This window comes from Microvirga sp. 3-52, assembly GCF_018383585.1.
In the GTDB taxonomy this organism is placed as follows: Bacteria; Pseudomonadota; Alphaproteobacteria; order Rhizobiales; family Beijerinckiaceae; genus Microvirga.
On sequence record NZ_JAHAMK010000010.1, the window covers coordinates 35148 to 62124 of the forward strand.

Sequence of the window (26977 nt, forward strand, 5' to 3'; positions counted from 1 at the left end):
AAGAAGGGCCACAGTTTCACTGTGGCCCTCGGCATTCCAGTCTATTGCGAAACCGATCAGTAAGACGACGTCGAGCGGCGTCCGGCGATCAGGCCATAGACGAAGAGCACGATGACGGCCCCGACGATGGCGCCGATGAATCCCGCCCCCTCATCGGCCCGGTACCAGCCCAGAGCCTGCCCAAGATAGGTGGCAATGACGGCACCCACGATGCCAAGAATGGTGGTGAGAATGAACCCGGATGGCTCATTGCGGCCAGGCATGATCCATTTTGCGATCAGGCCAGCGACGAAGCCGATGATGATGGTCCAGATAATGCTCATGATGGGTCCCTAGTCTGCGTTGCCTCCACAAGGAACGCACATCTTCGGCTAAGGTTGCGGTGGCAGGGTCCCCGGAGCGCGTTTTTCATGATCTCGCCGCACTTGCAACGGACGCTCCCCGTTCGTGTACATGGAGAGGCATCATGAACTCTGATGGAGAGCATTGGAATTACGAGTCCGTCCAGGTCCTTCTGTCGCTTGCAAGGGAAGGCGTTCCGGTATCGGTGATCAGCCTGAAGCTGAAGAGGCCGGTCACGGAGGTTCGAGCCAAGCTCAACGACCTCGGTGTCACTCCAGCCGCCGAGGTTTAGAACTCAAGCCCCTGGCCGCATGCATAAGAGGCCGCCTGAGAGGCAGGCCGAAGACCCGTTCCCTTCGTCATCACCGACCCTGTGCCGGTGATTCCGCTTCGGTGAGGTGCAGCGCTTTTCATCATCGGGATGGCCGGGTCAAGCCCGGCCATGACGGGCAGGAGTAGGAGGTGCGACTGGATGATGGACGACGCCGGATGAGCCGCCGCCCTCCACTTCTCCCTCCACGTCATCACCGGCCTTGTGCCAGTGATCCCGACTGATTGAGACGCCGCGCCTCACGGCATTGGGATGGCCGGGCCGATCCCCGGATCAAGTCCAAGGCCGGCCATGACTCGGCAAGTCTTGTCCAACAAAGGGCCGATACTCAGAAACTGAGCCTCGAACCTTCGCGTCGTCTGCATCGATGTCTAGGAAGGAATGGCGCGCCCGAAAGGATTCGAACCTCTGACCCCCAGATTCGTAGTCTGGTGCTCTATCCAGCTGAGCTACGGGCGCTTGGTCGGCAGGTCGTTGCGGGAAGCAACGTTGGCCGAGGCCGGTGACATAGAGGGATCTGATCGGGTTGGCAAGCCTCTTCGTACAGAAGATGTGCGGAAAGCCTCAGTTTGCCTCTTCCGGCGACAGCCGGTCGGGGATCGCGATCTTGAAGCAGGTCCTGCCGTGGCTCTCATCAAGCGTGATCGTTCCGCCATGGAGCTGAACGAGTTCCGCGGCGATCGGCAGGCCGAGGCCCGTCCCTCCCTTCTGAGCCGAGCCCTGGAAGGGCGTGAACAGGTTGGCCTTCGCCCGTTCGGGAATTCCGGGCCCGTTGTCCTTGATCAGGATGCACACCGTGCCGCCCTCCCGCGAGGCGGTCACGTCGATCCGGGGCTGCCCCTCGGGCGATCCGGTCTGGCTCAGGGCCTGGACCGCGTTGCGGACCATGTTCACCAGAACCCGGGAGAGCTGGTCCGGATCGGCATCGATCATGAGGTCCTCGGGCACCTGCGCGTCGAACACGATGCCGACCTCGGGAGCAAGATCCGTGAGATTCGACAATTCCGCGATCAAGGGCGCCAGGGGAGTGAGCCGCCGCTGCGGCAGCGGCTCCGTCGCCCGGCCGTAGGCCAGGGTGGTCTCGCAGAACGCGATGGCCCGGTCGAGGGTGTTGACGAGCCTGGGGGCGATGCGCTGGACGCTCTCGTCGCTGACCCGATCGAGCCGGTCCGTGAGGAGCTGTGCGGTGGTGAGCATGTTGCGCAGCTCGTGATTGATCTTGCTGACCGCCAGTCCGAGCTGCGCCAGACGGCGCTTCTGGCGCAGCTCGTCGGCCAGGGTGGTTTCCATGCGGGCCAGGGCCTGCTCGGCGAGGCCAATCTCGTCGACGCGATCGGTCGGCCGGATCACCCGGGACGCGTCCTCCGGGTTGCTGGAGAATTCCGCGATGTTGCCGGTGAGCCGCCGCACGGGCCGCACAATCACCCATTGCAGGGTCAGATAGACGAGGCTTGCCGTGATGACGGAGATGAAGAGGGACAGGAAGAGGATGTTGCGGGAGAACTCGATCATGGCACGGCGCAGGGGCGCCTGGTCGAGGATCATCTCGACGAATTCCACACCCATGCCGGCCCCGATGACGCGGATCGGCTTGTCGGCAGGAGTGAGCAGGGCCGAGAAGGCGTCTCGGACGAGGGGCATCCATTTCGCGTCGCGCAGGTCGACCGTCTTGCTCACCTCCGGCGGAACGTCGCCGGTGGCCAGCAGGCTCCTGCGCCCACCCCCTTTCAAGGCGATGGCCTTGGCGCCGACCCCGTGCAGAAGGCGCAGTTCCAGCTCTTCCGACAGGCTTTCCTCAGGCGCTGCATCGAGAACCATGGCGGCGATCTGCGCCGCCGCCAGACGGTCGTTGAGCCAAGTCAGGCGGAAATTGGCGACAGAGGGCACATAGATGAGCACCTCTGCGATCATCACGAAGAGCACCGTCAGCATGAGCAGGCGCGCGGAGAGCCCGAACTGGAAAAAAAATCGCCCTGCGAAGGTGGTCGGCTCGCGGCTCATTCCCATGTCATTCCTGGCGGCGACCCACGAGAGCCGGTCGCCGCGATCGAGGATTCTGGGCCGACGATTCGAGAAACTCCACCGCCGCGCCCGACATCAGCCGGGATAAAGGTAGGTAGGGTTGAATCAACCCCGCTCGTGCATGGTGCAGAACCGCCGGTGCGCGCCGGTGAAAAGTGGTGCTGGCTTCCCACTCCATACGATGCGCCGAGCAAGGAAAGGAGCGTCGGATCAATCCCGAAAGTGCAATCCACTCTCGGGTTCGATGCTCCAGTCCTCTCTACCTGCCCGTTCATGACCCCTCGTCGGCGCGCCTGCGCCAGTGCCTCAGCCCGACCGGAACCAGCGCCAAAATTCCTAGGATAGCTAGAGCGATCATCAGCTCGGACGTCAACAGGCTCCCGACCCTGAAATCGACGCTGCATTCGGTTTGGCCGGCAGCAAGGCAATCGGCGCGAAGCTTCTCATGTCTGGACATCACCTCGTCGAGCCCGGAGCCGGCGAAGGCGAAGGCAAAAGAGACCGGAAGCATGCCGATCTGGGTCGCCAGCACGAAAGGCCTCACACGCATGCCGAAGAAGGCGGCCGCGAGATTCGTCAGCCAGAACGGCACCACGGGAATCAGGCGCAGGGAAAGCAGGTAGAGGAAAGCCTGCTTCCGGAAGCCCGCCGCGAGGCCCTGGATGCGGGCACCCGCCCTTTCCAGGAGAGGCCGTCCCAGGGACGTGCGGGCGATCAGGAAGATATTGGCGGCCCCTAGGGTGGCCGCCATGGAGGCCGCGATCCCGCCGAGCGCCCAGCCGAACAGATACCCGCCGATGGTTGTCAGGAAAGCCGAAACCGGCAGGGACAGGGTCACCGCCGCCACGTAGATCAGGCAGAAGAGCCCAAGCATCGTCCAGCGGTGGGCGGCGACGAGGCCCTGAAGCCAGGTTTGATAGCGGAGAAAGGTCTCGAAGCTCAAGGAGCGGTGCAGGCCCGTGGCGAAGACGCCCCCCAGGGCCAGGACAAGCAGCACGAGAGGCAAAGTGCGCCAGAGACGGCCTGCGTTCTTTGGTCTATGGGGTTTTGGCTGCGTTTCGATCACGTATCCTCCTCGATTCCGTGCCATATGTAGCACTCGGCAGGGCCAAGCCTACGGGTTCTGTCGCGGTGGCGAAGACGCCGGGCCGATTGCCGCATAAAGGCCAGAGCGGCGTTGACTTTGCCCCTCCATTCCGTCATAAGCCCGCAAGCTGACAGCGCTCTTCTGGGGCGCTGATCGTTTTTTCGAGACAGTTTCGGGGGCAACCCCAACTTAACCAGACGGGCGCGAGCCATCGAGCACCGCTGCCCCATTCGACCGGAGATGTGCCGTGAAGAGGACGTATCAACCGAGCAAGCTGGTTCGCAAGCGCCGCCACGGCTTCCGTGCGCGCATGGCGACCAAGGGTGGCCGCAAGGTCATTGCCGCTCGCCGCGCCCATGGTCGCAAGCGCCTGTCGGCGTAAGCGGCCTAGGATAGCCCGATGCGCGAGCCTCGCGCAGAGCTAAGCCTCGGGCGTCTGACGAAAAGACCTGACTTCGTCGCGGGGGGCGNTGTCGGCGTAAGCGGCCTAGGATAGCCCGATGCGCGAGCCTCGCGCAGAGCTAAGCCTCGGGCGTCTGACGAAAAGACCTGACTTCGTCGCGGCGGCCTCTGGCCGCCGCTTTCATACCGAGCGGATGTCGGTCCAGGGTCGACTGCGCGAGGGCTCGGGCCTCGGCCTGCGCTTCGGCCTCACGGTCACGAAGCGAGTCGGCCACGCCACGGAACGCAACCGGATCAAGCGCCGGCTGCGGGCCGCCATTCCCACGGCGGGCCAGGATTACGCGAATATCGATGCGGACATCGTCGTCATCGGACGGCGCGATATCCTGACGGCCGATTTCGATCTGCTCATCGATGATCTTCGGCGCGCGCTGCGGGCTGTCACCAGGCCGAAAAGCGCGTCTCCCGCAGAGCGTCACCCTCCCTCCTCACCTCCCCCCAACGGCGAGCGTCGCGGACATTCCCATGCGTGAAGACAACAGAAACCTCATCGTCGCCATCGCGCTGTCGCTGGCGATCTTGCTAGGCTGGCAGTATTTCTTTGCGGCTCCCCAGGCCGAAAGGCAGCGGCAGGCCGCCCAGCAGCAGCAATCCACGCAGGTCAATCCCACGGCGCCGAACCAGCCTCCGAGCCCAAGCCAGGCCGGCGGGGCCTCGCCCACCGTGCCGGGAACCGTTCCGAGCACGCCGGCGGCTCCGACCGTTCAGACCCGTGAGGCGGCCCTCGCCAGCTCGCCGCGCGTGGCCATCGACACGCCGGCCATCGCCGGCTCCATCAACCTGCGCGGCGGCCGCATCGACGACGTGTCCCTGAAGAACTACCGCGAGACCGTCGATCCCAAGAGCCCGATCATCGTGCTCCTGTCGCCCACAGGCACCCAGAACCCGTATTATGCGGAATTCGGCTGGGTCGGCGCCCAGGCCGGCAGCCTGCCGAACCAGAATACCGTCTGGACGGCCGACAAGACTTCGCTGACCCCCGGCAACCCCGTCACCCTGACTTGGCAGAACGAGCAGGGTCTGGTCTTCCGCCGCACGATCGCTGTCGACGACAAGTTCATGTTCACGGTGAAGGATGCGGTCGAGAATCGCGGCTCGACGCCCGTGACGCTGCAGTCCTACGGCCTCGTTTCCCGCCACGGCAAGCCGATCACCCTCGGCTATTACGTGCTGCACGAGGGCATGATCGGCGTTCTCGGCGACGAGGGCCTGCAGGAGATCACCTACGCGAATCTGGACAAGAAGGAGCCGATCTCGGGCGGCAGCACGGTCGGCCAGATCTGGAACTCGGTCACCGGAGGCTTCCTCGGCATTACCGACAAGTACTGGGCCGCGGCCGTCATTCCCGACCAGACGCAGCCCTTCCAGGGCTCCTTCACCTCGCTGCAGGGGCAGACGACGGATCGCATCTATCAGGCTACCGTGGCCGGCACGGCGCAGACGCTCCAGCCCGGCGCCACCATCGAGGTGACCCAGCGCCTGTTTGCCGGCGCCAAGGAAGTCGCAACCATCGATTCCTATCACGAGACTTACAACATCAAGAACTTCGATCTCCTGATCGACTGGGGCTGGTTCTACTTCATCACCAAGCCGCTCTTTAAGGTGCTCGACTTCTTCTTCCGTCTCTTCGGCAATTTCGGCATCGCGATCCTGCTCGTCACGGTGCTGTTGAAGATCCTGTTCTTCCCGCTCGCCAACAAGTCCTACCGATCCATGGCGAAGATGAAGGCGGTACAGCCGGAGATGGCCTCGATCCGCGAGCGCTACGGCGACGACAAGATGAAGCAGCAGCAGGCGCTGATGGAGCTCTACCGCAAGGAGAAGATCAATCCCGTCGCCGGCTGCTGGCCGGTGCTGATCCAGATCCCGGTGTTCTTCGCGCTCTACAAGGTGCTCTTCGTCACCATCGAAATGCGCCATGCGCCGTTCTTCGGCTGGATCCGCGACCTCGCCGCTCCCGATCCGACCTCGATCTTCAACCTGTTCGGTCTCCTGCCCTACAACCCGGGCGCCGTGCCGGTGATCGGCCACTTCCTGATGCTCGGCGTATGGCCGATCCTCATGGGCATCACCATGTGGCTGCAGATGAAGATGAATCCGGAGCCGCCGGACCCGGTGCAGAAGCAGGTCTTCGCCTGGATGCCGGTGATCTTCACCTTCATGCTCGGCTCGTTCCCGGCCGGTCTCGTGATCTACTGGGCCTGGAACAACCTGCTCTCCGTGACGCAGCAGGCCTTCATCATGAAGCGCAACGGCGTGAAGATCGAACTCTTCGACAACCTGCGCAAGACCTTCAGCCGCAAGACCAGCCCCGCCAAGGGCTGAGCGGCACCTTTCGGAAGACAACGAAAACCCCGGGGTGAGCCCGGGGTTTTCTTTTCTCCGCTCAAGGATGGGCGGAGACTCTCATCGTCCCTTTGAGCCTCAGGTGCTGGAGCAGCATGATCGTCTTTCCGTCGACGATCTGTCCTTCGTCGATCATGCGGAGAGCCCCTTCGAGCGACAGCTCGAGAACTTCGATGTCCTCGCCCTCATGCCTGTCGCCTCCGCCTTGGCCGATGCGGTCGCCCGGTGAATAGCGGGCGATGAAGAACATCAGCCTTTCGGTCACGCTGCCGGGGCTCATGAAGACGTGGAAGACGGGCTCGGTATCGCGCAGCCTGTAGCCGAGTTCCTCCTGCGCCTCCCGGCGGATGCAGGTTTCCGGGTCGTCCTTGTCGAGAAGTCCCGCACAGGCCTCGATCAGCGGCCCGGGATGGCCGCTCACATAGGCCGGCAGCCGGAACTGCCGGACGAGCAGCACGGTGCCGCGTTCAGGATCGTAGGGCAGGATCACGACACCATGGCCGCGGTCATAGGTCTGCCGAACCTGCCGTTCCAGAGTTCCGTCGCGCCGCCGATAATCGAAGGTGACTTTCTTGAGGATCGCCCAGTCGTCCGAGAGGACTTCGACCGAGCGAATGAGAATAGGTGCTTCCGTCATGTTCGAGCCTTGGAGGAGACGTCATTTTCACAGCGTCTCAGCATGCCGGCGCCCTGGCTGAATGCACTCCTTCTGTTTTGTAGAAGAGCGATACAATTCTGAAAGCTGCCTTCTGGAAGGACCTTCCTGGGATCTTCCTCATGGCTTTCACCCCGAAGCGCTCTACATGACCGCAGCAGGCGAAACCGGAGCGGCGGCTGGCCATGAACGCCGGATGGCAGGACAAGCATAAGCCGGCAGGCGCGCGCGACACCGCAAGCGAGATCGAGCTGAAGCTGGAACTCGCCGCGGACGCGACAGGCCAACTTCTCCATCACCCGCTGATGGAACAGGCTCGGATGCCTCCAGACCAGGGCGGAGCCCTCTACGCCGTCTATTATGATCCGGCGGATGGCGCCCTGCACAAGGCGGGGCTGACCCTCCGCGTGCGGGAACAGAACGGACGCAGCACGCAGACCATCAAATCGGAGCGCAAGGCGCGAGGCCTGGCTCTCGACCGCGGCGAATGGGAGATTCCGGTCGATGGTGGTGGGCCCGACCTCGCGGCAGCCGCCGGAACGCCGCTCGCCGCGCGTGTCTCCGACGAGGCCCTGCGTGCCGACATCAGGCCGATTTTCAGGGTAAGGACGGATCGCCAGGCCTTCGAGATCAAGCGCAATGGAGCAACCATCGAGCTCGCCCTGGACGAAGCCGAAGCATCGACCGACTCCGGCGCCGAGCAATTCTGCGAGGTCGAACTCGAACTGAAGGGCGGCGATCCGTCGGCCCTTTTCGCCCTCGCCGACGATCTCGTCGACAGCATCCCGTTTCACCTCTCTCCCATCACGAAATCGGAACGCGGTTACAGACTGCTCGGCCAAGCCGACAACGCGCCTGTTAAAGCCGGAAGGATCGTCGTTCCAACCACGGCCTCGTGCGCGGAGGCTTTTCAGATGATTGCGCGCTCCTGCCTGTTTCAGATCATTCGCAACGAAGCGCTTCTGCGCCGAAGGGACGATTCTGAGCTGCTGCATCAGATGCGCGTGGGCTTCCGGCGGCTCGATGCGTCGATTTCGCTGTTCAAGCCGATGCTGCGGGATCGAGACAGCGATGCCATCAGGGCTGAACTCCGCTGGGCGGGGAAGAGGCTCGCCCCGGTTCGCGATCTCGACGTTCTGATCGCGAGGCTGCGGAAAGCGGACGAGAAGGACATGAGCCTCCCAGTGCTGGCGGAAGCCGAGCGGCTGCGCGGGGAAGCCTTCGCGAGCCTCCTGGAAACCCTGTCCAAACCCCGCTTCATGAGAACGATCCTGAAAGCCGCCACCTGGATCGAATCCGGCCGATGGCTCAAGCGCCCCAAGCCGGCGATCATGGCCGCGCGCGAGCTGCCCGCTCGGACCCGGGCCACCCGGGAATTCTCGCGTCGCTGGCAACGGATCCGAAAAGATGCGCGCCGGATGGCCGATCTTGACGGAAAGGCCCGCCACAAGCTTCGCATTCGCATCAAGAAGCTGCGTTATGGGGTGGAGTTCCTCGCCACCCTGTTTCCGGGTGTTCCGGCGCGCAAAAACCGCAAGGCGATGTTGGATCTTCTTGAGGGCCTGCAGGACGTGCTGGGCAAGCTGAACGATATCGAGGTGGGCCGGACCCTTCTCGATCCGCCGTTCCGGAAACCCGTTCGGAAGGCCGCCGGCTACACCAGGCGGCGCGTCCGCAAACTCCTGCCCCGGGCCGAAAAGGCCTCCAGGGCACTCGTGAGGGCGGAGCCGTTCTGGGCTTGATGCCTCGAGTGATGGGAAAAGCTTGAGCGAGATGCCTTGAACTCCGGGCACCAAGCGCCGATAAGGACCCTCATGACCGATATGCAACCCGATACCGACCCTTTCCTTGAGATCGGCCGCAAGCTCTTTGCCGGCGAGGCGGATTTCATCTGGGCCGCGAATTCCCTGAAGAACCTGCCGCCCATGAGCAAGGTGGAGATCGCCTTCGCCGGCCGCTCCAACGTCGGCAAGTCGAGCCTCGTGAACGCGCTGACGGGACGCAATACGCTCGCGCGTACCTCGCACACGCCGGGGCGCACGCAGCAGCTCAACTTCTTCAACATCAACGACCGTTTCCACCTGGTCGACATGCCCGGCTACGGCTTTGCCGCCGTTGAAAAGCAAAAGGTGCAGGCCTGGACGCAGCTGATCCACGACTACCTGCGCGGGCGGGCGAGCCTTGCCCGCGTCTACGTGCTGATCGACGCCCGCCATGGCATCAAGGCGGTGGACGAGACGGTGCTGGAGACCCTCGGCACGGCGGCCGTCTCCTACCAGATCGTCCTGACCAAGGCGGACGAGCTGAAGGGGGACGAGCTCGATAAGCGCATCGCCGACACCGTGCAGAAGATCGAGAAGCGCGCCGCCGCCTTCCCTGAGATCCTCGCCACCTCCAGCCGCTCGGGCCTCGGCATCCCGGAGCTCAGGGCCGAAGTGGCGCGGCTCCTGAGCGAACGGGGCGCGGGATGAATCTCGCCGCCCGGATCCTCCTCGTCCTTGCTTCCCTCTCAGGACTTTTCGGTGTCGGCCTCTCGGCCGCCGCGGCCCACGTCACGGGAGGGAACCTCGCCACCGCGGCGCAGTTCCTGCTCTTCCATGCCCCTGCCCTGCTCGCGCTCGTGGCGCTGATGGCAGCCGGAGCGGTGAACCCCATGCTGGCCCAGATCGCCGGCTACGTGCTGGTTCTCGGGCTTATCCTGTTCTGCGGCGACCTCTCCCGCCGGGCCTTCTCGGGCGCGGCGCTTTTCCCCAGGGCCGCGCCCACGGGAGGCATCCTCCTCATGCTCGGCTGGCTGCTGGTCGGCATCTCCGCCCTTCTTCGCCTTAGAGCCTGAAGTCTCTGTTTGCAGCAGCCCGTCCTTCGGCTAGAAGGCAGGCCGTTTGATCCTGATCCCCGCGCCGGAGCCGTCCATGTCCGATCCGTCCACGCCCCTCCCCGACGTTCATGTGCAGGCCGAGGTGCTTGTGCAGGCCCTGCCGCACATGCAGCGCTACGACCAGCAGGTGGTGGTGATCAAGTATGGCGGCCATGCCATGGGTGACCGTGCGGCAGCCGAGGACTTCGCCGAAGACGTGGTCCTGCTCGAGCAATCGGGCATCAAGCCGATCGTCGTCCATGGCGGCGGGCCGCAGATCGGCAGGATGCTCGAAAAGCTCGGCATCAAGTCCGAGTTCAAGGGCGGTCTTCGCGTCACCGATGCGGCCACGGTCGAGGTCGTCGAGATGGTTCTTGCCGGCTCCATCAACAAGCAGATCGTCGGCTGGATCGGCGTCGAGGGCGGCAAGGCAGTCGGTCTTTCCGGCAAGGACGGCAACATGGTCACCGCCCGGAAGGTGACCCGTACGGCGATGGATCCCGATTCCAACATCGAGAAGGTGGTGGATCTGGGGTTCGTCGGCGAGCCCGAACACGTGAACCGGGCGGTTCTGGACCAAGTGCTCCAGGCTGAGCTGATCCCGGTCCTCGCTCCGGTCGCGACCGGCCAGGACGGCCAAACCTACAATGTGAACGCCGATACCTTCGCCGGGGCCATCGCGGGCGCGATGACGGCCAAGCGCCTCCTGCTGCTCACGGACGTCCCGGGCGTTCTCGACAAGAACAAGAACCTCATCCCGGAAATGACCATCGAGGATTGCCGGCGCCTGATCGCCGACGGAACCATCACGGATGGCATGATCCCGAAGATCGAGACCTGCATCTATGCCCTGGAGAAAGGCGTGGAGGCCGTGGTCATCCTCGATGGCAAGGTACCGCATGCGGTGCTGCTGGAGCTGTTCACCGACCACGGCGCGGGCACGCTGATCCGGAGGGGCTAAAGCGTCGCCCTTCACGGATCGGCCGAGAACGCCTATATATTTCTCAGTGGGGCCGCACGGCCCCATTGTCGTCTTTGGGATCCATGAACGCTAAGCCATCTGCCGAAAACCACCTGTCGTCCTCCGATTCCCGCCAATTCTCCCATGTGGAGACGTGGATCTTCGACCTGGACAATACCCTCTACCCGCACACCTCGAGGGTCTGGCCGCAGATCGACCAGCGCATCACCCTCTACATCACCGACCTTTTCGGCCTCGATGGCCTGTCCGCCCAGGCGCTGCAGAAGTATTTCTATCACAAATACGGCACGACCCTGCGGGCGCTCATCGACGAATACGACATCGATCCGCACGACTTTCTCGATTTCGCCCACGATATCGACCACACGGATATCGAGCTGAACCACAGCCTAGGCGAGGCCATCGAGAAGCTGCCCGGCCGCAAGCTCATCCTCACCAACGGCTCCCGCAAGCACGCGGAGAATGTGGCGAAGAAGATCGGCATTCTCGACCATTTCGAGGACGTATTCGACATCGCCGCCTCCAACTTCGTGCCGAAGCCGGACCGGCGCGCCTATGAGATCTTCCTCGAGAAGCACGGGGTGGAGCCGGCCCGCTCTGCCATGTTCGAGGATATCGCCAAGAACCTGAGCGTGCCGCACGAACTCGGCATGACGACCACGCTCATCGTTCCCAAGACGTTCGACCCGTTCCGGGAAAGCTTCGAGCAGGAGGCGGTCCGGACGCCGGACATCGACTATATCACCAACGACTTGGCGGATTTTTTGCGCGCCTATGCTTTGCCCGCGAAATAAGGCCGGAAACGATAATCTCCCGTCATCACCGGCCTTGTGCCGGTGATGACGGTTGGAAAGGCATGGCGCTTCACGGCATCGGGATGGCCGGGACGAGCCCGGCCATGACGGGAGTGGGTGTCACCGGCCGTGATGCCGATCGTCTCGCTCGCCCTCATCCTGAGGAGGTCGCACAGCGACCGTCTCGAAGGAGAGTCCTGTGCCTGCTGAAATCCTCCTTCGAGACGCAGCCTCACGGCTGCTCCTCAGGATGAGGGCGATGGGGTCCGGAAGCGGGATGGCCGGGACTGATCCCGGATCACGTCCCGGGACGGCCGTGACGGGTTAGGGACGGGTCGATATAAAAATGGCCTCCTTGCGGAGGCCATTCCCATTCCAAGTGACGAAGAACTTACGCAGCCTTCGTGTTGATCTTGCTCTCGGCAATCCGGTTGAGCTTCTGGTCCGTGGCCTTCTCCTGATCCAGGATCTGGTGCAGGACACCGGCGCAATCCTCGCGGCCCAATTGCTTGGCCCAGGCGACGAGCGTGCCGTAGCGGGTGATTTCATAGTGTTCCACGGCCTGAGCGGCAGCCAGGAGCGCCGCATCGAGAACCTGCGGATCGTCGATGTCGCCGGCAATTTCCTGGGCTTCGTCGATGATGCCGTCGATAGCCGGGCAGGTCACGCCCTTGGGGTCGTGTCCATGCATGCGGAACACCTGCTCGACCATCTGGATCTGCTGCTGGGTTTCGCCGAGATGGGTCTGGAAGGCCTGCTTCAGTTGCGGGTCGCTGGCCTTCTCGATCATCTCCGGCAGCGCCTTCGTGATCTGCTGTTCGGCGTAGTAAATGTCTTGCAGGGTATGGATGAAGAGATCATCCAACGACTTGATGTCCTTTGACAAAAGGCCCATAGCGCGATCCTTCCCGTGTTCTGAGATATGCCAACATGCGAGCGCCATCGTCTGCTTGGCGCATCGTTCAGCCTGAGGAGAACGTTACGGGCGAAAGGCGGTTCCCGGTCTATTCGACTGCCCGGAGGTTCCGGCCCTGAAGGCGCAGCCACTCGGCCCGGACTTCCGCTTCGCCCTCGTCGAATTCCAGGGTTTCGATCTTCTGTCCGCGCTTGACGATCTTGTCGGCCGAGACCCGGATTTGCGAGACATCGTCCTGTGCCTGCCGGAAATGGGTATCGAGCTTCGCCACCCGAGCGTCGAGGCGTTCCACATCCTCCAGGAGTTTCTGCACCTCGACCTGGATCACCCTCGCCTCCTCGCGGATTCGGGCATCGCGGACCAGTGTCTGCATCACCTGGATGGCGAGCGTCAGAAGCGAGGGCGACACGATGACGATACGGGCGCGATGCGCCTTCTGGACCACATCGTCGAAATGCTCGGCCAGGTCGGCATAGATGGACTCCGCGGGGACGAACAGCATCGCGATGTCCTGGGTCTCGCCCGGGATCAGATACTTTTCCGCGATGTCCTTCACATGAACGAGCATGTCGCTGCGGACCTTGGTCGCCGCCCGGTTGCGGGCTTCATCGCCCTTGGCCTCCCGGAAAAGGGTAAAGCCCTCCAGCGGAAACTTGGCATCGATCACGAGCCCACGCTCGTCGCCGGGCAGACGCACCAGGCAGTCGGGCCTCGTGCGGTTCGACAAGGTCGCCTGGAACTCGAAGGCATTGGCCGGCAACCCATCGCGGACGATCGCCTCCATTCGGCCCTGCCCATAGGCGCCCCGGGTCTGCTTGTTGGAGAGGATGTCCTTCAGCCCTACGATCTCGCCGGTGAGGTTCGTCAGATTCTGCTGCGCCGCGTCGATCACGGCGAGACGCTCGTTCAGCCTGGACAGATTCTCCGTCTGATGGCGAGTGGACGCCTCCAGCCCTTGCCCGACCCGGTGCTGCAATCCATCGATTCGCTCCGAGATCATCCGCACGAAATCGCTCTGGCGGGTACCGAAGACCTCCGCGATGGTCCGCATCCGCCCGGTCATCTCTGACTGCACGCGGGTGAGTTCCGCCACCTTGTCGTCCATCTCCCGCGCCCGCTCGGCCGCGACGGCCGCCTCCAGGGCTCTCTCCCGGCGCGTGCGCAGGAGAAGAACGGTCACGAGCAGCAGCAGAACGAGGCTCAACCCCGCCATCCCCGTGACGACCTGCCCCCAGGTCAGGGATGTCTTGCCGAGGATCAGGACGACGTCGTTCATGGAGCCTATAGTTCCGGTTGACGGCAGCATCCGAACATAAGACGAACGATTTGACCATCCTCGTCCAACCGCTTATCTCCCGCGATCATGAGCATCAGACCCCTCATCATCATCCCCGATACGAAACTCCGCCTGATTTCCGAGCCCGTTAAGGAAATCACGAGCGAGGTCCGCCGGCTGGCGGACGACATGCTGGAAACCATGTACGACGCCCCGGGCGTCGGCTTGGCGGCCATCCAGATCGGCGTGCCAATCCGCATGGTGACCATGGACGTGTCGAAATCGGAGGACGAGCATCAGCCGATGGTGCTCATCAACCCCGAGATCGTCTGGGCCTCGGAGGAGAAGCGTGTTTACGAGGAAGGCTGTCTGTCGATCCCCGAATATTACGAGGAGGTCGAGCGGCCTGACCGGGTGCGCTTCCGCTACATGAACCTGCAAGGCGAGACGATCGAGCAGGATGCGGATGGGCTCCTGGCGACCTGCGTGCAGCACGAGATAGACCACCTCAACGGCGTTCTGTTCATCGACTACCTGTCGAAGCTCAAACGCGACCGGGTGATGACCAAGTTCAAGAAGGCCGCCAAGCGCGAGGCAGGAGCATGAGCCTGCGCGTCGTCTTCATGGGCACGCCCGATTTCGCCGTGCCCACCCTCTCCGAGATCGTTGGCCAGGGCCATGACGTAGTCGCCGTCTATACCCGCCCACCCGCAGCCGCCGGCCGTGGCATGGAGTTGAAGCCGTCCCCTGTCCATACAATGGCGGATCGGTTCGGACTTCCCGTGCTGACGCCGAAGACCCTGCGCACGGAAGAGGCCTCCGAGATCTTTCGCAGCCACAATGCCGATGTGGCGGTAGTGGTCGCCTACGGCATGCTGCTGCCGAAAGCCGTTCTGGAAGCCCCGGAACTGGGCTGCCTCAACCTTCACGCGTCCCTCCTCCCCCGCTGGCGCGGGGCGGCGCCGATCCAGCGCGCGATCATGGCGGGCGACGGGGAGACTGGGGTCGCCGTCATGAAGATGGAAGAGGGCCTTGATACCGGCCCTGTCGCCATGGTCGAGCGGGTGGCGATCACGCCGGACATGAATGCGGGCGAATTGCACGACAGGCTCATGGTTCTCGGAGCCGACCTCATGGTGCGGGCGCTCGCCGCCGTTTCCCGCGGAGGCCTGGGCTTCACGCCTCAGCCCGAGGAAGGCGTGACCTACGCGCACAAGCTCAAGAACGAGGAGGCGCTGATCGGCTGGTCGAAGCCTGCTCAGGCCGTTCACGATCACATTCGTGGGCTCTCACCTTTCCCGGGTGCCTTCTTCATCGCCGATTTCGGCAAGGGCCGGGAACGCGTGAAGGTGTTGCGGTCAACCCTGGGACAGGGTTCAGGTTCACCCGCGACACTGATCGACAATGATGGTACGATATCCTGTGGCGAAGGGGCTATCCGCCTGATTCAGGTGCAGCGTGCCGGCAAGGGACCCGTGTCTTTCGAAGAGTTCCTGCGGGGTGTGAGACTTGGTCCGGGCGCCAAATTTGCGTGAGGTCCAGCATGGGGATCCGCCTGGAGGAATCCGCCAATTTTCCTACGCTCTACGCCATCTATTCCGCTGTGTTCGGGCAATTGGCGGAGGCCGATCTCGTGCAGCACATGCACAAGGATGGCGATCTGATCCTGTCCGTGATCGCCTTTGCGGATGAGCCGGCCGGCCATATCGCCTATTCTCGCCTGACCCTGCACGAGACACCTTCCATCAAAGCGGCGGTTCTGGCTCCACTGGCAGTCGCTCCCTCCTTCCAGAAGCAGGGTATCGGCGCAACTCTCGTCCGGAACAGCCTGAGGCGCTTAGCAGAGAAGAACTACGATCTCGTCCTGGTGCTGGGAGAGCCGGATTACTACGGTCGTTTTGGCTTCACGCCGCGTCTGGCGGAACGACTGAAAACGCCCTATGACGGGCCCTATCTCCAGGCCGTCGCTCTTTCCGACAAGGGGAAAGAGGCCCATGGCTCGGTCTCCTATGCCCAGGCCTTCGTAGAACTGGAATAACATGCCTCGCTACAAGCTTGTCGTCGAGTATGACGGCACGCCCTTCACCGGTTGGCAGCATCAGACGAACGGTCTCTCCGTTCAGCAGGCGGTGGAGGATGCCATCGCGCGCTTCACCGGTTCAGCCGTACGGATCCACTGCGCCGGACGGACGGATTCGGGCGTTCATGCCACCCATCAGGTCGTCCATGTGGATCTGGAGAAGGAGTGGCGGCCAGACACGGTACGCGATGCCACCAACGCTCATCTGAAACCTGCCCCCGTCGCCATTCTCGCGGCGCAAATCGTCCCCGAGACGTTCAACGCCCGTCTCTCCGCTGTGAAGCGCCACTACGTCTACCGGATCCTGAACCGTCGTGCGCGCCCGACACTTGATGCGGCCCGCGTCTGGCACGTGGCCTGGATGCTCGATGCGGACGTGATGCACGAAGCCGCGCAACTGCTGATCGGGCGGCACGATTTCACCACGTTCCGTGCCGCCGAATGCCAGGCCAACAGCCCGATACGGACCCTCGACCGGCTCGACGTGGAACGGATCGGCGACGAAATCCGCATCTATGCCTCCGCCCGCTCGTTCCTGCATCATCAGGTGCGCTCGATAACGGGAACCTTGGAGCGCGCCGGCGCGGGGCGCTGGTCGGTGGAAGATGTGGGCGCAGCACTCGATGCACGGGATCGCAAGCGCTGCGGACCGATGGCACCGCCCACCGGTCTTTACTTGATTGGCGTCGATTATCCAGACTTAGCCTAACAGGCTCCGCATCGCCGTTCCGACGAAGGAATTGAGCACGATGCCGAGTACGACGATCCCAAGGGCCGGCACGCTCGCGAGCCCCAGGGTCGCCTTGGTGGCGAACCACTGCATCCTGACGATGATGACTGCAAAAGCGAGGCTGAAGAGGCTGGCGAGCCCTGGAGGCGCCCAGCCGAGAAGCATCAGCATGGCCGGCACCGACAGCACCAGCATGCCGATGACCGAGACCCAGTTCGTCACGATCACGAAAGGCACATAGGCCTTCTCGAGCCGAAACCATCGGGCGATCCAGATCATGGCGACCGGCAGGGCCAGGAATCCCGCCACATGGCCCAGCGCCACCACGAGATCAATCCAGACATTGTCGAGAAGGGATCTGTCAGGCTGAAGGAGACCGAGACGGAGGCGCTCGAACGCCAGGGACACCACATAGGCCGGGAGCGTCAGCCAGATCGCCGTGAAGGAGCGCCAGAAGCCGCGCTCGCTCATATCGAAGGATTTCAGACCCTCGGACCTGCTGTGGAGCAGGTCCAGCGTTCCCCTGAACGAGCGATTGACCTCATCAGCCGTGACGATCATGACCGGTCTCTTTCCGAAGATGATTGCCTCGGAAATGGACGGAGCTGGCAAAACGTTCCGGCCGATCTTCGACTTTAGTCTAAATAGTCAAGGCTCTCGATCCGTACTCACGCGACGAAATAGGCATCCAGCACTTTCCGGTAAATCACTGCCAGCCGGTCTAGATCACCTACAGCCACCCGCTCGTCGATCTGGTGCATGGTCTGCCCGACCAACCCGAACTCGACGACCGGGCAGTACTTCACAATGAAGCGAGCATCCGACGTCCCGCCGGTGGTGGAGAGCTTCGGCTGCGAGCCGGTCTCGGCCTTGATGGCATCGGCGATGAAGCCCACGAATTCATTCGGCGTCGTGAGGAAGGCCACCGCGTTGGTCGGCTCCACCGTCAGGGCGAAGCGCACCGTGTTGCCGGCGGCCTCGCGCAGGCGACGTTCGATCTCCGCCTCCAGGCTGTGCGGCGTCCAGAGATCGTTGAAGCGGATATTGAAGGTCGCCTTCGCCGCCGCCGGGATCACATTGGACGCCGGATTGCCCACATCGACGGTGGTCACCTCGAGGTTCGAAGCGTCGAAATGATCCGTTCCCCGGTCGAGCGGCTCCTTCAGGAGGCCCTCGAGCAGGCGCATCATGCCCGGGATGGGATTGTCCGCGAGATGCGGGTAGGCCACGTGCCCCTGCTTGCCCTCGACGACGATCCTGCCCGTGAGCGACCCGCGCCGCCCGATCTTGATCATGTCGCCGAGCTGGTTCGGATTGGTCGGCTCGCCCAGGATGCAATGGTCGAACCGTTCGCCGCGCCCCTTTGCCCATTCGAGGAGCTTCACCGTGCCGTTGATGGCCGGCCCCTCCTCGTCTCCCGTGATCAGGAAGCCGATGGACCCCTTGAAGCCGGGATTGTCGCGGATGAAGTCGAGCGCCGCCGCCATCATGCAGGCGATGCCGCCCTTCATGTCCACCGCACCGCGCCCGTAGAGCTCGCCTCCATGGATCTCGCCGCCGAACGGATCATGCGTCCACCGGCCCGCATCGCCCGGCGGCACCACATCCGTATGTCCGGCGAAGAGCAGGTAGGGCTCGCCCGTGCCATAGCGGGCATAGAGGTTCTCCACATCCGGCGTTCCGGGCTCGGAAAAAACCGGCCGATGGACCTCGAATCCCGCCGCCTTCAGGACACTCTCGACGAAGCCGAGCGCCCCGCCCTCCTCCGGCGTCACGGAGGGACAGCGCAGGAGCGATTGGGCGAGGGAAAGCGGTGAGCGTTCCATCGGATCAGTCCCGCAACAGCTCGTTGATGCCCGTCTTGGCGCGGGTCTGCGCATCGACGCGCTTCACGATGACGGCGCAGTAGAGCGACGGGCCGGGCGTGCCGTCCGGAAGCGGCTTGCCGGGGAGCGAGCCAGGGACGACGACCGAATACGGAGGCACGCGGCCGACGAAGACCTCGCCGGTGTTGCGGTCGATGATCTTGGTCGAGGCCGAGATGAACACGCCCATGGAGAGCACCGAGCCCTCGCCCACGACCACGCCTTCCACCACCTCCGAGCGGGCGCCGATGAAGCAGTTGTCCTCGATGATCGTGGGATTGGCCTGGAGCGGCTCCAGCACGCCGCCGATGCCGACTCCGCCCGACAAATGCACGTTCTTCCCGATCTGGGCGCACGAACCGACAGTCGCCCAGGTGTCGACCATGGTGCCCTCGTCCACATAGGCCCCGAGATTGACGAAGGACGGCATCAGGATAACGCCGGGCGCGATATAGGCGCCACGCCGCACGGTGCAGTTCGGGACCGCGCGGAATCCTGCGGCCTTGAACTCGGTCTCCGACCAGTTGTCGAACTTGGAGGGCACCTTGTCCCACCAGACGGCGTTGCCCGGTCCGCCCTTGATGATGCCCATATCGTTGAGGCGGAAGGACAGCAGCACTGCCTTCTTCAGCCATTGATGCACCTGCCACGCGTCGCCGGTCTTCTCGGCGACGCGGGCCTTGCCGGAATCCAGAAGGTGCATGGCCTCATTGACGGCCTCGCGCACGGCGCCCGTCGTGGAGGGGCTTACATTGGCCCGGTCTTCCCAGGCGGCATCGATGGTACGGGCGAGATCGGTGGCGGACATGGGCAACTCGGGGCAAGGGGTTTCGTTGCCGCCTGATAGCAACGACGGTCGGGCCTGTCACGTGATCATCTGCCTGCTGCTCGACTTGAGTCTCGCATTGTCATTCCCGGCCGAAGCGCAGCGGAGGGGAAGGGAATCCATAGCTCAGAGCTTGATCGTGGATCCCCTTCCCGGCCTTATGGCCGCCGGGGATGACACCATCGCGTCATGGCCGCGCCTGTCCCGGCCATCCCGATTGGGAAAGGCGCCGCGCTTTTCCAATCGGGATCACCGGCACAAGGCCGGTGATGACGAAGGAAGAGGCGCTGTTGAATTAGAACGACGTGCGCTGCCGGATCGCCGCGGAGAGCGTGCCTTCATCGAGATAATCGAGTTCGCCACCGACCGGGACACCATGGGCGAGTTTCGTCACCTTCACGGGCAGATGCCCGAGAAGCTCGGTGATGTAATGGGCCGTGGTCTGCCCGTCGACCGTGGCGTTCAGCGCCAGGATCACCTCGTTCACGCCCGGCACCGAGGCGCGGGCGACGAGGCGCTCCAGGTTCAGGTGCTCGGGACGCACGCCGTCGAGCGGCGAGAGCACGCCGCCGAGCACGTGGTACTTGGCGCTGACCGCGCCCGAGCGCTCCAGGGCCCAGAGATCCGACACGTCCTCCACCACCACGAGGATGGAAGGATCGCGCTTGGGATCACGGCAGATGGTGCAGGGCTCGGACGTATCGACATTGCCGCAGGACGAGCACACGACGATGCGCTCGTTGGCGACGCGCATGGCATCGCTCAACGGGTTGAGCAGCGTGTCCCGCTTCTTGATGAGGTGAAGCGCCGCGCGCCTGGCCGAGCGTGGCCCCAGACCCGGCAGGCGGGCGAGGAGCTGGATCAGGCGCTCGATCTCAGGGCCGGCAACGTGCTGGGCCATTCAGGTTCTCTTTTGCTTTTGTCGCACCGTTCGACGCGAAGAACCGGGAACCACTTCTTCGCACGATGCTCAGAACAGCTTCAGGCCGGGCGGCAGCGGAAGGCCCTTGGTGAGGCTTTCCATGCGCTCCTGCGTGATCCGCTCGGCCTTGCCGCGGGCGTCGTTCATGGCGGCCACGATGAGATCCTCGAGGATCTCCTTCTCGTCCGGATTCATGAGCGAGGGATCGATATTGATGGATTTGAGGCTGCCCTTGCCGGTCACCTTCACGGCCACGACACCGCCGCCGGCGGTGCCGTCGACCTCGAGAGTGTCGAGCTCGGCCTGGGCGTCCTGCAGCTTCTGCTGCATGGCCTGAGCCTGCTTCATCAGTCCCATGATGTCCTTCATGACCGTATCCTTGTCTTAAAACAGATCGTCGTCTTCCTCGGCCTCGTGCGCGGCCAGCGCGTCGGCCTCGCCGAGGATTTCCGTTTCCGCATCCTCGCCCGGCTTCTCCGCTCGCTCGATCACGTTCACGATCTGCGCACCGGGAAACTTCGACAGCACCGCCTGCACCAGGGGATGATTGGCAGCGCCTTCCTTGCGCTCGCGCTCGGCCGCGACCGCCTTCTCGTGGAGGGTCGCGCCCCCCTCTTCCGACGACAGAGCCACCATCCAGCGTTCTCCCGTCCATTGCTGGAGAGCGCGGGTCAGATCGTTGGCGATGGTGCGGCTGCCGGTCTCGGTGAGACTGAGCTCGATGCGGCCCTCCTCGAAGCGGACGAGGCGCACATCCCGTTCGAGCTGCGCCTTCAGCACGATTTCGCGCTTCTCGCCGGCGAGCGCCACCACGTCCTCGAAGCGGCGCAGGCGCATGGTCGGCTCTGGTTGAGCGGATTGGGGGCGCGGCTGCGGATGGGCTTGAGAGGTCGCCAGCGCCATGTTGCCGGAGGTGGCGGGACCGGAGGGCCGGGGTGTGGGCGCCGACGGGCCGCCCGCGGGAACCGGTGCGCCGTCCTTCAGGGCGCGCAGCGCCTCGTCCGGCGTCGGCAGGTCGGCCGCATAGGCGAGGCGCACGATGACCATTTCCGCGGCCGCGATCGGGCGGTTCGAGGCCTGGACCTCGGGAATGCCCTTCAGGAGAATCTGCCAGGCGCGCGACAGGGTCCGTACGGAGAGTTTCTGAGCGTAATCCGTGCCGCGGGTCCGCTCGATCTCGGAGAGAGCGGGATCCCTCGCGGCTTCGGGGATCAGCTTGAGACGGGTGACGATATGCGAGAAGGCCGCGAGATCGGAGAGGATCACGGCCGGGTCCGCGCCGGCATCGTATTGCGAGCGCAACCCGGCGAAAGCGGCCGGCACGTCGCCGCGCATCACCGCCTCGAAGAGATCGATGACCTGGGTGCGGTCGGCGAGCCCCAGCATGTCGCGCACGGTGTCGGGCGTCACCACGCCGGCCCCGTGGGCAATGGCCTGGTCCATCAGCGACAGGGAATCGCGCGCCGAGCCTTCCGCCGCGCGGGCGATGGCGGCGAGCGCCTCAGCATCGGCCTGCACACCCTCGGCATTACAGATGCGGCCGAGATGGGCCACGAGCTTGTCCGCCTCGATGCGGCGCAGGTCGAAGCGCTGGCAGCGGGACAGGATCGTGACGGGCACTTTCCGGATTTCGGTGGTGGCGAAGATGAACTTCGCATGCGGCGGCGGCTCCTCCAGCGTCTTCAGAAAGGCGTTGAACGCCTTCTCCGAGAGCATGTGAACCTCGTCGATGATGTAGACCTTGTACCGGGCCGAGACCGGCGAATAGCGGATGCCGTCGATGATCTGGCGGACGTCGTCGATCCCCGTATGGGACGCGGCGTCCATCTCCAGCACGTCCACATGCCGCGATTCCATGATCGCTTCGCAATGGACGCCGAGTTCGGGCATGTGGATCGTCGGGCTGCCGGAACCGTCCTGCTTCTGATAATTGAGACCGCGGGCCAGGATGCGGGCCGTGGTGGTCTTGCCGACGCCGCGGACACCCGTGAGCATCCAGGCCTGCGGGATGCGACCGGTCTCGAAGGCATTCGAGAGGGTGCGCACCATCGCCTCCTGACCGATCAGGTCGTCGAAGGTTTTGGGGCGGTATTTGCGGGCAAGAACGCGATACGGCGAGGCCGGCGCGGCGGGAGCGGGCGCGGCGGGGAAGCCCGGCAGGGCCGGCTCGTCGTTCAGGGGCGTGCCGGCTGTGGTATCGTCCATCGACTGCAAGGCTTTGGGGAATCTTAAGGTGGGAGGCTGGACGAAGACCCGTTCGGTCTCGTTAGGGCTGCTTCCTTCCGGACCTGACCCGGTTGGCGAGTGAGACGTCCCTCGCCAACCTCCCACCGGCTATATGGGCGTATCGCTGAAGAAACGCAAGTTGGAAAGGAGGCCCTTCCCCGATGATCACAGGCGGACGATTGCTTCTCTCCCCCTCGCGGCAAGGAGTAGAGGGTCGGATCGGAGAGTCGGGATCCGTGCTTCGCAACACTCTCGACGTCATCACCGGCCTTGTGCCGGTGATCCCGATCCGAAAGGCGTAGCGCTCCACACAATCGGGATGGCCGGGACAAGCCCGGCCATGACGCCGGCGGGTATGACTGGGCGGGCTCACCTCGAGGATCACCTTGCCTGAGAGCTGGGGTGCGTCCGCGCTCTGTCTGATATGACGAACGACGACGGCTGACACGAAGCCGCAGGCTCGGTTACATAGCGCCATGACATTCAAGCTCGATTCCCGGCTCGAAGCCGATACGCTCCCCGTCGGCGACCTCGCCCTTTCATCGGTCCTGGTTCTGAACGACGCACGCTTTCCCTGGTTCGTGCTGGTGCCCCGCATCGTGGGGGCGAGCGAATTGACGGATCTCTCGGAGGAGCAATCCGTTCAGCTGATGCAGGAGATCCGCATCGCCACCAAGGTCATGCTGGAGCTCTCGAAACCCGACAAGGTGAATGTGGGTGCGCTGGGCAATATCGTGACGCAGCTTCATGTGCACGTGATCGGACGCTTCCGCTCCGATCCGGCTTGGCCCGGCCCCGTCTGGGGCCATGGCGCCCGCACCCCCTATCCCGACCATGCGGCGACCGCTCTGATCGAGCGCGCCGCCACTCTTTTCGCGGCAGCCTGATCCCATGACCCGACCCATCGCCTACATCACGAACCCGCTCGTCCGCCACAGCACCGAGCGGGACCCGGAGGCGCTCGCCAAGGCGGCGAGCGACCCGCATGCCGCCATGGTGATCCTGGCCGGCGACCTGCCGGTCCTTCGCGCCGGGGAGCCGGGAACGAGCCTCCTGACGACCTCGGTCTTGAGCCGCCTCCCGGCCCATCAGGAGCTGGTCTTTCTCGGCACCCTGCAGGATCGCCCCGTTGTAGCGACCCTGGCGGCACCCGAGGCCGCGGAGCTGTTTCAGGACGATCCGGCCTTCGCAGTCGTGGATTTGCGCTCCATTGCGGTGCGAGGGCTCGTTCCTGCGGAAGAACTCGGCCTGCTCGCCATGGCGAAATCCCTGCTCGACTGGCACCGGCGGCACCGCTTCTGCGCCAATTGCGGCGCGCCGACGCAACCCGCCCAGGCCGGCTTCCGGCGCGACTGCGCGGCGTGCAACGCCCAGCACTTCCCCCGCACCGATCCGGTGGTGATCATGTTGATCACGCGGGGCGACAAGTGCCTCATGGGCCGCCAGCCGCGCTTCGCGGAGAAGATGTATTCCTGCCTCGCGGGCTTCCTCGAACCCGGCGAGACCATCGAGGACGCCGTCCGGCGGGAGACCTTCGAGGAGGCCGGCATCCGGGTGGGCGCGGTGCGCTACATGACCTCCCAGCCCTGGCCGTTTCCGTCCAACGTCATGATCGGCTGCATCGGCGAGGCACTGACCGACGAGATCACGTTCGACGGGGAGGAACTGGAGGATGCCCGCTGGTTCACGAAGGATGACGTGCGGCGCATGCTGGAGGGCACCCACGAGAACTACCTGGCGCCTTCGCCCATCGCGATCGCGAACCACCTCGTCCGGGAATGGGTGAAGGAATGAGCGCAATCGACACGCGTCATCCGGGATCGCGCAAGGAGGGCGGCGCCTGAACCTCGCCGTCATCGCCGCGCCCACACTGTCATCCCCGCGCCGGCGGGGATCCAGAACCGCGACGGCTCAGGAACGGGCGAGCAGCGTTGCGCTTCTGTCTGCACCGTCAGCGGTGATGGTCCCGACCTTCGCCGGGATGACGGTGCCGGGCCGGTTTTCACGATCCCGATCGGCTTGCGCCGTCCGGCTCTCGTACCCTCAGCCCTGGCACTCCCCTCCAACGTCATCACCGGGCTTGTCCCGGTGATCCCGATGCCTGAAGCGCGGCGCTCGTCCGACTGGGATAGCCGGGTTCAGGCCCGGCCATGACGTGGTGGGTGTGATGTCGGGCGCGGGATTGATGTGTTTCACAGAGCCAGCACCCGTAGGCCCAGGGCTTGGGAGCCCTGAGCCGTGAGGTTGATCGAGGGTGGCGCGATGGGCAGCCCGGCTCGATGTGGATGTGTGAGATGGAAGAGCCGGACGGCACCTCGCGCACGGTTCTTTTCAGGCGGACCAGCTGGGACGAGACCCAAGGTCGGCCTCCTGCGCTCCCAGGCTTGCGAGGCCTGCCGCAGGACCGTGCCGGTTCCCTTCGCTGCGAACGCCTCGAGCGCGCCCCTCGTCAGGAACCGATCTAAGGCAACTCTATAGCTCAAGTGCAACACAGTGTCAAGAACAAAGTGAGAACATTGTTCACAGGCCTGACCACTCCCTCGACGTCATCACCTCCTCCACGTCATCACCGGCCTTGTGCCGGGGATCCCGATGCCTGAAGCGCCGCGCCTCTCAGCATCGGGATGGCCGGGTCAAGCCCGGCCATGACGGCAGAGGGTGTGACGAAGGCCGGTGTAGGACGAAAGCGGGTGCGACCCAGGACAGTGTCATGCCCGGCCGGAGAGCGCGAAAGCCCTGGCAGGGGAAGAGGATCCATAGCCCGAGGCTCCGGAGGGATTCCCATCCGGGCCTGCTGACCACCGGGATGACTTGGCGGCGACGGCGTCCCTAAAGGGTCAGCTCGAAACGGTAGGCGACCTCGACAACCATCTGGCCGCGCAGGTCGAAGGATTGCTCGGCTCCCGGTGTCCCGCCAAGGGCCTCGTAGAAGCGACGGGCCGGGAGGTTCTGCTTCAACACCCAGAGGCCTACAGAGCGGAAGCCGTGGGCGGCGAGGTGATCGAGAACACCGCCCATCAGCCTGCGGCCGACGCCCTGGCGCTTGACCTTGTCGAGCAGGTAGATCGCGAAGATCTCGGCCTCGGTGCCGAGAACATCGGCGTTCTCGCGGCCGATCGGCCCGCCGCGCGCGAAGCCGACGATCGCGCCCCCGTCCGTTTCAGCGACAAGTAGCCTGGCCCGCGGATTCGGCTGCCTGAAGGCGCCCTGCCACATCCGCGTCCGCTCCTCGACGGACAGGCCAGCGAGCGCCTCGGGCGACAGGAAATCCTTGTAGGATTCGCGCCAACCCTGGACGTGGACTCCGGCGATGCCTTCGACGTCCGCCTCAACCGCCTCGCGGATGAGGATGCTCACTCGGCCGCTTCCCTGATCTTCTCGCGGAACGGGTCGGCCGGGTAGACGCCGAGAACGCGCAGCTCGCGGGAGAAGAATTCCAGCTCCTCCAGCGCCCGCTTGAGATTCGTGTCCTCCGGATGTCCGTCCACCTCGGCATAGAACTGGGTGGCCAGGAACTCGCCTTCGAGCATGTAGCTCTCGAGCTTCGTCATGTTGATGCCGTTCGTCGCGAAGCCGCCCAGCGCCTTGTAGAGCGCGGCGGGCAGGTTGCGGACACGGAAGACGAACGACGTGACGGTCGGCCCCTGTCCGGCGGGGGCCCAGTACGGTGTCTTGGAGAGAATGACGAAGCGGGTGGTGTTGTGGGCCTCGTCCTCCACGTTCTCCGCCAGGATCCTCAGGCCGTAGATGTCCGCCGCCATGCGGGGCGAGAGTGACGCCCGGCTCGGATCCTTCCACTCCGCCACCTCACGCGCGGAGCCCGCCGTGTCGCCGGCCACATGGGCCTTGAGTCCGAGCTTGCGGATGATCTTGCGGCACTGACCCAGCGCATGGACATGGCTGTAGACGTCCTTGACGGTGCCGAGATCGGCATCAGGGATGGCCATGAGATGAAAGTGGATCGGCAGGAAATACTCACCGACGATATGCAGCCCGGAGGTCGGCAGCAGATGGTGGATGTCGGCTACCCGCCCGGCGATGGAGTTCTCAATGGGGATCATCGCCAGATCCGCCGGCCCTTCGTTCACGGCAGCAAACGCATCCTCGAAAGTCGGACAGGGCAGAGCCTCCCAGTCGGGACGGGCTTCCGAGCAGGCCGTGTGGGAATTGGCCCCCAATTCGCCTTGGAACGAAATGAGCTTGTTCATGATGGCCTCCTAGCGCATTGCGCGGAAAAGTGGTGCCGGTTTACGCCCTG

29 protein-coding genes, 1 tRNA gene and 1 other RNA gene are annotated in these 26977 nt (G+C 64.2%); 15 read left to right on the plus strand and 16 right to left on the minus strand.

Annotation, left to right across the window (positions count from 1 at the left end; all coding sequences use genetic code 11):
- Window positions 1-56 precede the first annotated feature (56 nt).
- Window positions 57-323, minus strand: a complete 267-nt coding sequence (locus tag KHP60_RS10100; protein ID WP_213563773.1) for a GlsB/YeaQ/YmgE family stress response membrane protein — start codon at window positions 321-323, stop codon at window positions 57-59.
- Window positions 324-466: 143 nt separating this feature from the next.
- Here KHP60_RS10100 and KHP60_RS10105 point away from each other — a divergent pair, with 143 nt between their 5' ends.
- The gene (locus tag KHP60_RS10105; protein ID WP_213563774.1) at window positions 467-634 is read left to right on the plus strand and encodes a hypothetical protein; all 168 of its coding nucleotides are present in this window, start codon (window positions 467-469) and stop codon (window positions 632-634) included.
- Window positions 635-1055: 421 nt separating this feature from the next.
- Here the strand turns inward: KHP60_RS10105 and KHP60_RS10110 are convergent.
- The 3 genes from KHP60_RS10110 to KHP60_RS10120 all read right to left on the minus strand — a co-directional run bounded on the left by KHP60_RS10110 (window position 1056) and on the right by KHP60_RS10120 (window position 3761).
- A tRNA-Arg gene (locus KHP60_RS10110) sits at window positions 1056-1132 on the minus strand.
- Window positions 1133-1237: 105 nt separating this feature from the next.
- On the minus strand, window positions 1238-2674 hold the full coding sequence (locus tag KHP60_RS10115) for a HAMP domain-containing sensor histidine kinase (protein WP_213563775.1): 1437 nt from the start codon (window positions 2672-2674) through the stop codon (window positions 1238-1240).
- 292 nt (window positions 2675-2966) lie between these two features.
- Window positions 2967-3761, minus strand: coding sequence for a TVP38/TMEM64 family protein (locus tag KHP60_RS10120; RefSeq protein ID WP_213563776.1), 795 nt, complete (start codon window positions 3759-3761; stop codon window positions 2967-2969).
- Window positions 3762-4029: 268 nt separating this feature from the next.
- Between KHP60_RS10120 and rpmH the strand changes: the two genes are divergently transcribed.
- The 3 genes from rpmH (at window position 4030) to yidC (ending at window position 6569) form a co-directional block, all read left to right on the plus strand.
- Window positions 4030-4164 (plus strand): 50S ribosomal protein L34, encoded by a 135-nt coding sequence (gene rpmH / locus KHP60_RS10125; RefSeq protein WP_027314822.1) that lies wholly within the window; start codon window positions 4030-4032, stop codon window positions 4162-4164.
- 118 nt (window positions 4165-4282) lie between these two features.
- Window positions 4283-4717 (plus strand): ribonuclease P protein component, encoded by a 435-nt coding sequence (gene rnpA / locus KHP60_RS10130; RefSeq protein WP_213563777.1) that lies wholly within the window; start codon window positions 4283-4285, stop codon window positions 4715-4717.
- Window positions 4710-6569, plus strand: a complete 1860-nt coding sequence (gene yidC / locus KHP60_RS10135) for a membrane protein insertase YidC (protein WP_213563778.1) — start codon at window positions 4710-4712, stop codon at window positions 6567-6569. The genes rnpA and yidC overlap by 8 nt, the downstream gene beginning before the upstream one ends.
- Window positions 6570-6630: 61 nt before the next feature.
- Here yidC and KHP60_RS10140 read toward each other — a convergent pair whose 3' ends face one another.
- On the minus strand, window positions 6631-7227 hold the full coding sequence (locus KHP60_RS10140) for an NUDIX domain-containing protein (RefSeq protein ID WP_213563779.1): 597 nt from the start codon (window positions 7225-7227) through the stop codon (window positions 6631-6633).
- A 203-nt stretch (window positions 7228-7430) separates the two neighbouring features.
- Here KHP60_RS10140 and KHP60_RS10145 point away from each other — a divergent pair, with 203 nt between their 5' ends.
- From KHP60_RS10145 to KHP60_RS10165, 5 genes are all read left to right on the plus strand, one after another.
- Complete coding sequence (locus tag KHP60_RS10145; protein ID WP_213563780.1) at window positions 7431-8987, plus strand: CHAD domain-containing protein; 1557 nt, start codon at window positions 7431-7433, stop codon at window positions 8985-8987.
- Between the two features lie 72 nt (window positions 8988-9059).
- A complete protein-coding gene (gene yihA, locus KHP60_RS10150; protein WP_213563781.1) occupies window positions 9060-9716 on the plus strand; it encodes a ribosome biogenesis GTP-binding protein YihA/YsxC in 657 nt (218 codons plus the stop codon).
- Window positions 9713-10081 (plus strand): DUF423 domain-containing protein, encoded by a 369-nt coding sequence (locus tag KHP60_RS10155; protein ID WP_213563782.1) that lies wholly within the window; start codon window positions 9713-9715, stop codon window positions 10079-10081. The genes yihA and KHP60_RS10155 overlap by 4 nt, the downstream gene beginning before the upstream one ends.
- A 76-nt stretch (window positions 10082-10157) precedes the next feature.
- On the plus strand, window positions 10158-11063 hold the full coding sequence (gene argB, locus KHP60_RS10160; RefSeq protein WP_213563783.1) for an acetylglutamate kinase: 906 nt from the start codon (window positions 10158-10160) through the stop codon (window positions 11061-11063).
- An 83-nt stretch (window positions 11064-11146) separates the two neighbouring features.
- Complete coding sequence (locus tag KHP60_RS10165; RefSeq protein ID WP_213563784.1) at window positions 11147-11878, plus strand: pyrimidine 5'-nucleotidase; 732 nt, start codon at window positions 11147-11149, stop codon at window positions 11876-11878.
- Between the two features lie 391 nt (window positions 11879-12269).
- On the opposite strand, the gene KHP60_RS10170 is transcribed toward KHP60_RS10165, so the two are convergent.
- Both KHP60_RS10170 and KHP60_RS10175 read right to left on the minus strand, forming a co-directional pair.
- Window positions 12270-12773, minus strand: a complete 504-nt coding sequence (locus KHP60_RS10170; RefSeq protein WP_152713562.1) for a ferritin-like domain-containing protein — start codon at window positions 12771-12773, stop codon at window positions 12270-12272.
- 109 nt (window positions 12774-12882) lie between these two features.
- Complete coding sequence (locus tag KHP60_RS10175) at window positions 12883-14070, minus strand: DNA recombination protein RmuC (RefSeq protein ID WP_213563785.1); 1188 nt, start codon at window positions 14068-14070, stop codon at window positions 12883-12885.
- 87 nt (window positions 14071-14157) lie between these two features.
- Here KHP60_RS10175 and def point away from each other — a divergent pair, with 87 nt between their 5' ends.
- The 4 genes from def to truA are packed head-to-tail and all read left to right on the plus strand — an operon-like array spanning window position 14158 to window position 16859.
- Window positions 14158-14676 (plus strand): peptide deformylase, encoded by a 519-nt coding sequence (gene def / locus KHP60_RS10180; protein WP_213563786.1) that lies wholly within the window; start codon window positions 14158-14160, stop codon window positions 14674-14676.
- The gene (gene fmt / locus KHP60_RS10185; protein ID WP_213563787.1) at window positions 14673-15605 is read left to right on the plus strand and encodes a methionyl-tRNA formyltransferase; all 933 of its coding nucleotides are present in this window, start codon (window positions 14673-14675) and stop codon (window positions 15603-15605) included. Before def ends, fmt begins: the two co-directional genes overlap by 4 nt.
- A gap of 8 nt (window positions 15606-15613) precedes the next feature.
- The gene (locus tag KHP60_RS10190) at window positions 15614-16108 is read left to right on the plus strand and encodes a GNAT family N-acetyltransferase (RefSeq protein WP_213563788.1); all 495 of its coding nucleotides are present in this window, start codon (window positions 15614-15616) and stop codon (window positions 16106-16108) included.
- Window position 16109: 1 nt separating this feature from the next.
- The gene (gene truA / locus KHP60_RS10195) at window positions 16110-16859 is read left to right on the plus strand and encodes a tRNA pseudouridine(38-40) synthase TruA (RefSeq protein WP_213563789.1); all 750 of its coding nucleotides are present in this window, start codon (window positions 16110-16112) and stop codon (window positions 16857-16859) included.
- On the opposite strand, the gene KHP60_RS10200 is transcribed toward truA, so the two are convergent.
- The 7 genes from KHP60_RS10200 to ffs form a co-directional block, all read right to left on the minus strand.
- Window positions 16851-17441: a hypothetical protein gene (locus KHP60_RS10200; protein ID WP_213563790.1), complete on the minus strand. Its 591-nt coding sequence runs from the start codon at window positions 17439-17441 to the stop codon at window positions 16851-16853. The two genes, truA and KHP60_RS10200, sit on opposite strands and share 9 nt — an antisense overlap.
- Window positions 17442-17548: 107 nt before the next feature.
- Window positions 17549-18706: a succinyl-diaminopimelate desuccinylase gene (gene dapE / locus KHP60_RS10205; protein WP_213563791.1), complete on the minus strand. Its 1158-nt coding sequence runs from the start codon at window positions 18704-18706 to the stop codon at window positions 17549-17551.
- A gap of 4 nt (window positions 18707-18710) precedes the next feature.
- The gene (gene dapD, locus KHP60_RS10210; RefSeq protein WP_213563792.1) at window positions 18711-19553 is read right to left on the minus strand and encodes a 2,3,4,5-tetrahydropyridine-2,6-dicarboxylate N-succinyltransferase; all 843 of its coding nucleotides are present in this window, start codon (window positions 19551-19553) and stop codon (window positions 18711-18713) included.
- Between the two features lie 313 nt (window positions 19554-19866).
- Window positions 19867-20472: a recombination mediator RecR gene (recR, locus tag KHP60_RS10215; RefSeq protein ID WP_213563793.1), complete on the minus strand. Its 606-nt coding sequence runs from the start codon at window positions 20470-20472 to the stop codon at window positions 19867-19869.
- Between the two features lie 69 nt (window positions 20473-20541).
- Window positions 20542-20862, minus strand: coding sequence for a YbaB/EbfC family nucleoid-associated protein (locus KHP60_RS10220; RefSeq protein WP_213563794.1), 321 nt, complete (start codon window positions 20860-20862; stop codon window positions 20542-20544).
- A 15-nt stretch (window positions 20863-20877) separates the two neighbouring features.
- Window positions 20878-22698: a DNA polymerase III subunit gamma/tau gene (locus KHP60_RS10225; protein ID WP_213563795.1), complete on the minus strand. Its 1821-nt coding sequence runs from the start codon at window positions 22696-22698 to the stop codon at window positions 20878-20880.
- Between the two features lie 26 nt (window positions 22699-22724).
- Window positions 22725-22823, minus strand: an RNA gene (ffs, locus tag KHP60_RS10230) — signal recognition particle sRNA small type.
- Window positions 22824-23195: 372 nt separating this feature from the next.
- Here ffs and KHP60_RS10235 point away from each other — a divergent pair.
- Together KHP60_RS10235 and nudC are read left to right on the plus strand one after the other, a co-directional pair.
- Window positions 23196-23606 (plus strand): HIT domain-containing protein, encoded by a 411-nt coding sequence (locus KHP60_RS10235; protein WP_213563796.1) that lies wholly within the window; start codon window positions 23196-23198, stop codon window positions 23604-23606.
- A 4-nt stretch (window positions 23607-23610) separates the two neighbouring features.
- Entirely contained in the window at window positions 23611-24513 is a 903-nt protein-coding gene (gene nudC, locus KHP60_RS10240) for an NAD(+) diphosphatase (protein ID WP_213563797.1), read from the plus strand.
- A gap of 1035 nt (window positions 24514-25548) precedes the next feature.
- On the opposite strand, the gene KHP60_RS10245 is transcribed toward nudC, so the two are convergent.
- Together KHP60_RS10245 and KHP60_RS10250 are read right to left on the minus strand one after the other, a co-directional pair.
- Window positions 25549-26076 (minus strand): GNAT family N-acetyltransferase, encoded by a 528-nt coding sequence (locus tag KHP60_RS10245; protein WP_213563798.1) that lies wholly within the window; start codon window positions 26074-26076, stop codon window positions 25549-25551.
- The gene (locus KHP60_RS10250; protein ID WP_249688674.1) at window positions 26073-26927 is read right to left on the minus strand and encodes a prephenate dehydratase; all 855 of its coding nucleotides are present in this window, start codon (window positions 26925-26927) and stop codon (window positions 26073-26075) included. Before KHP60_RS10250 ends, KHP60_RS10245 begins: the two co-directional genes overlap by 4 nt.
- Window positions 26928-26977: the final 50 nt, after the last annotated feature.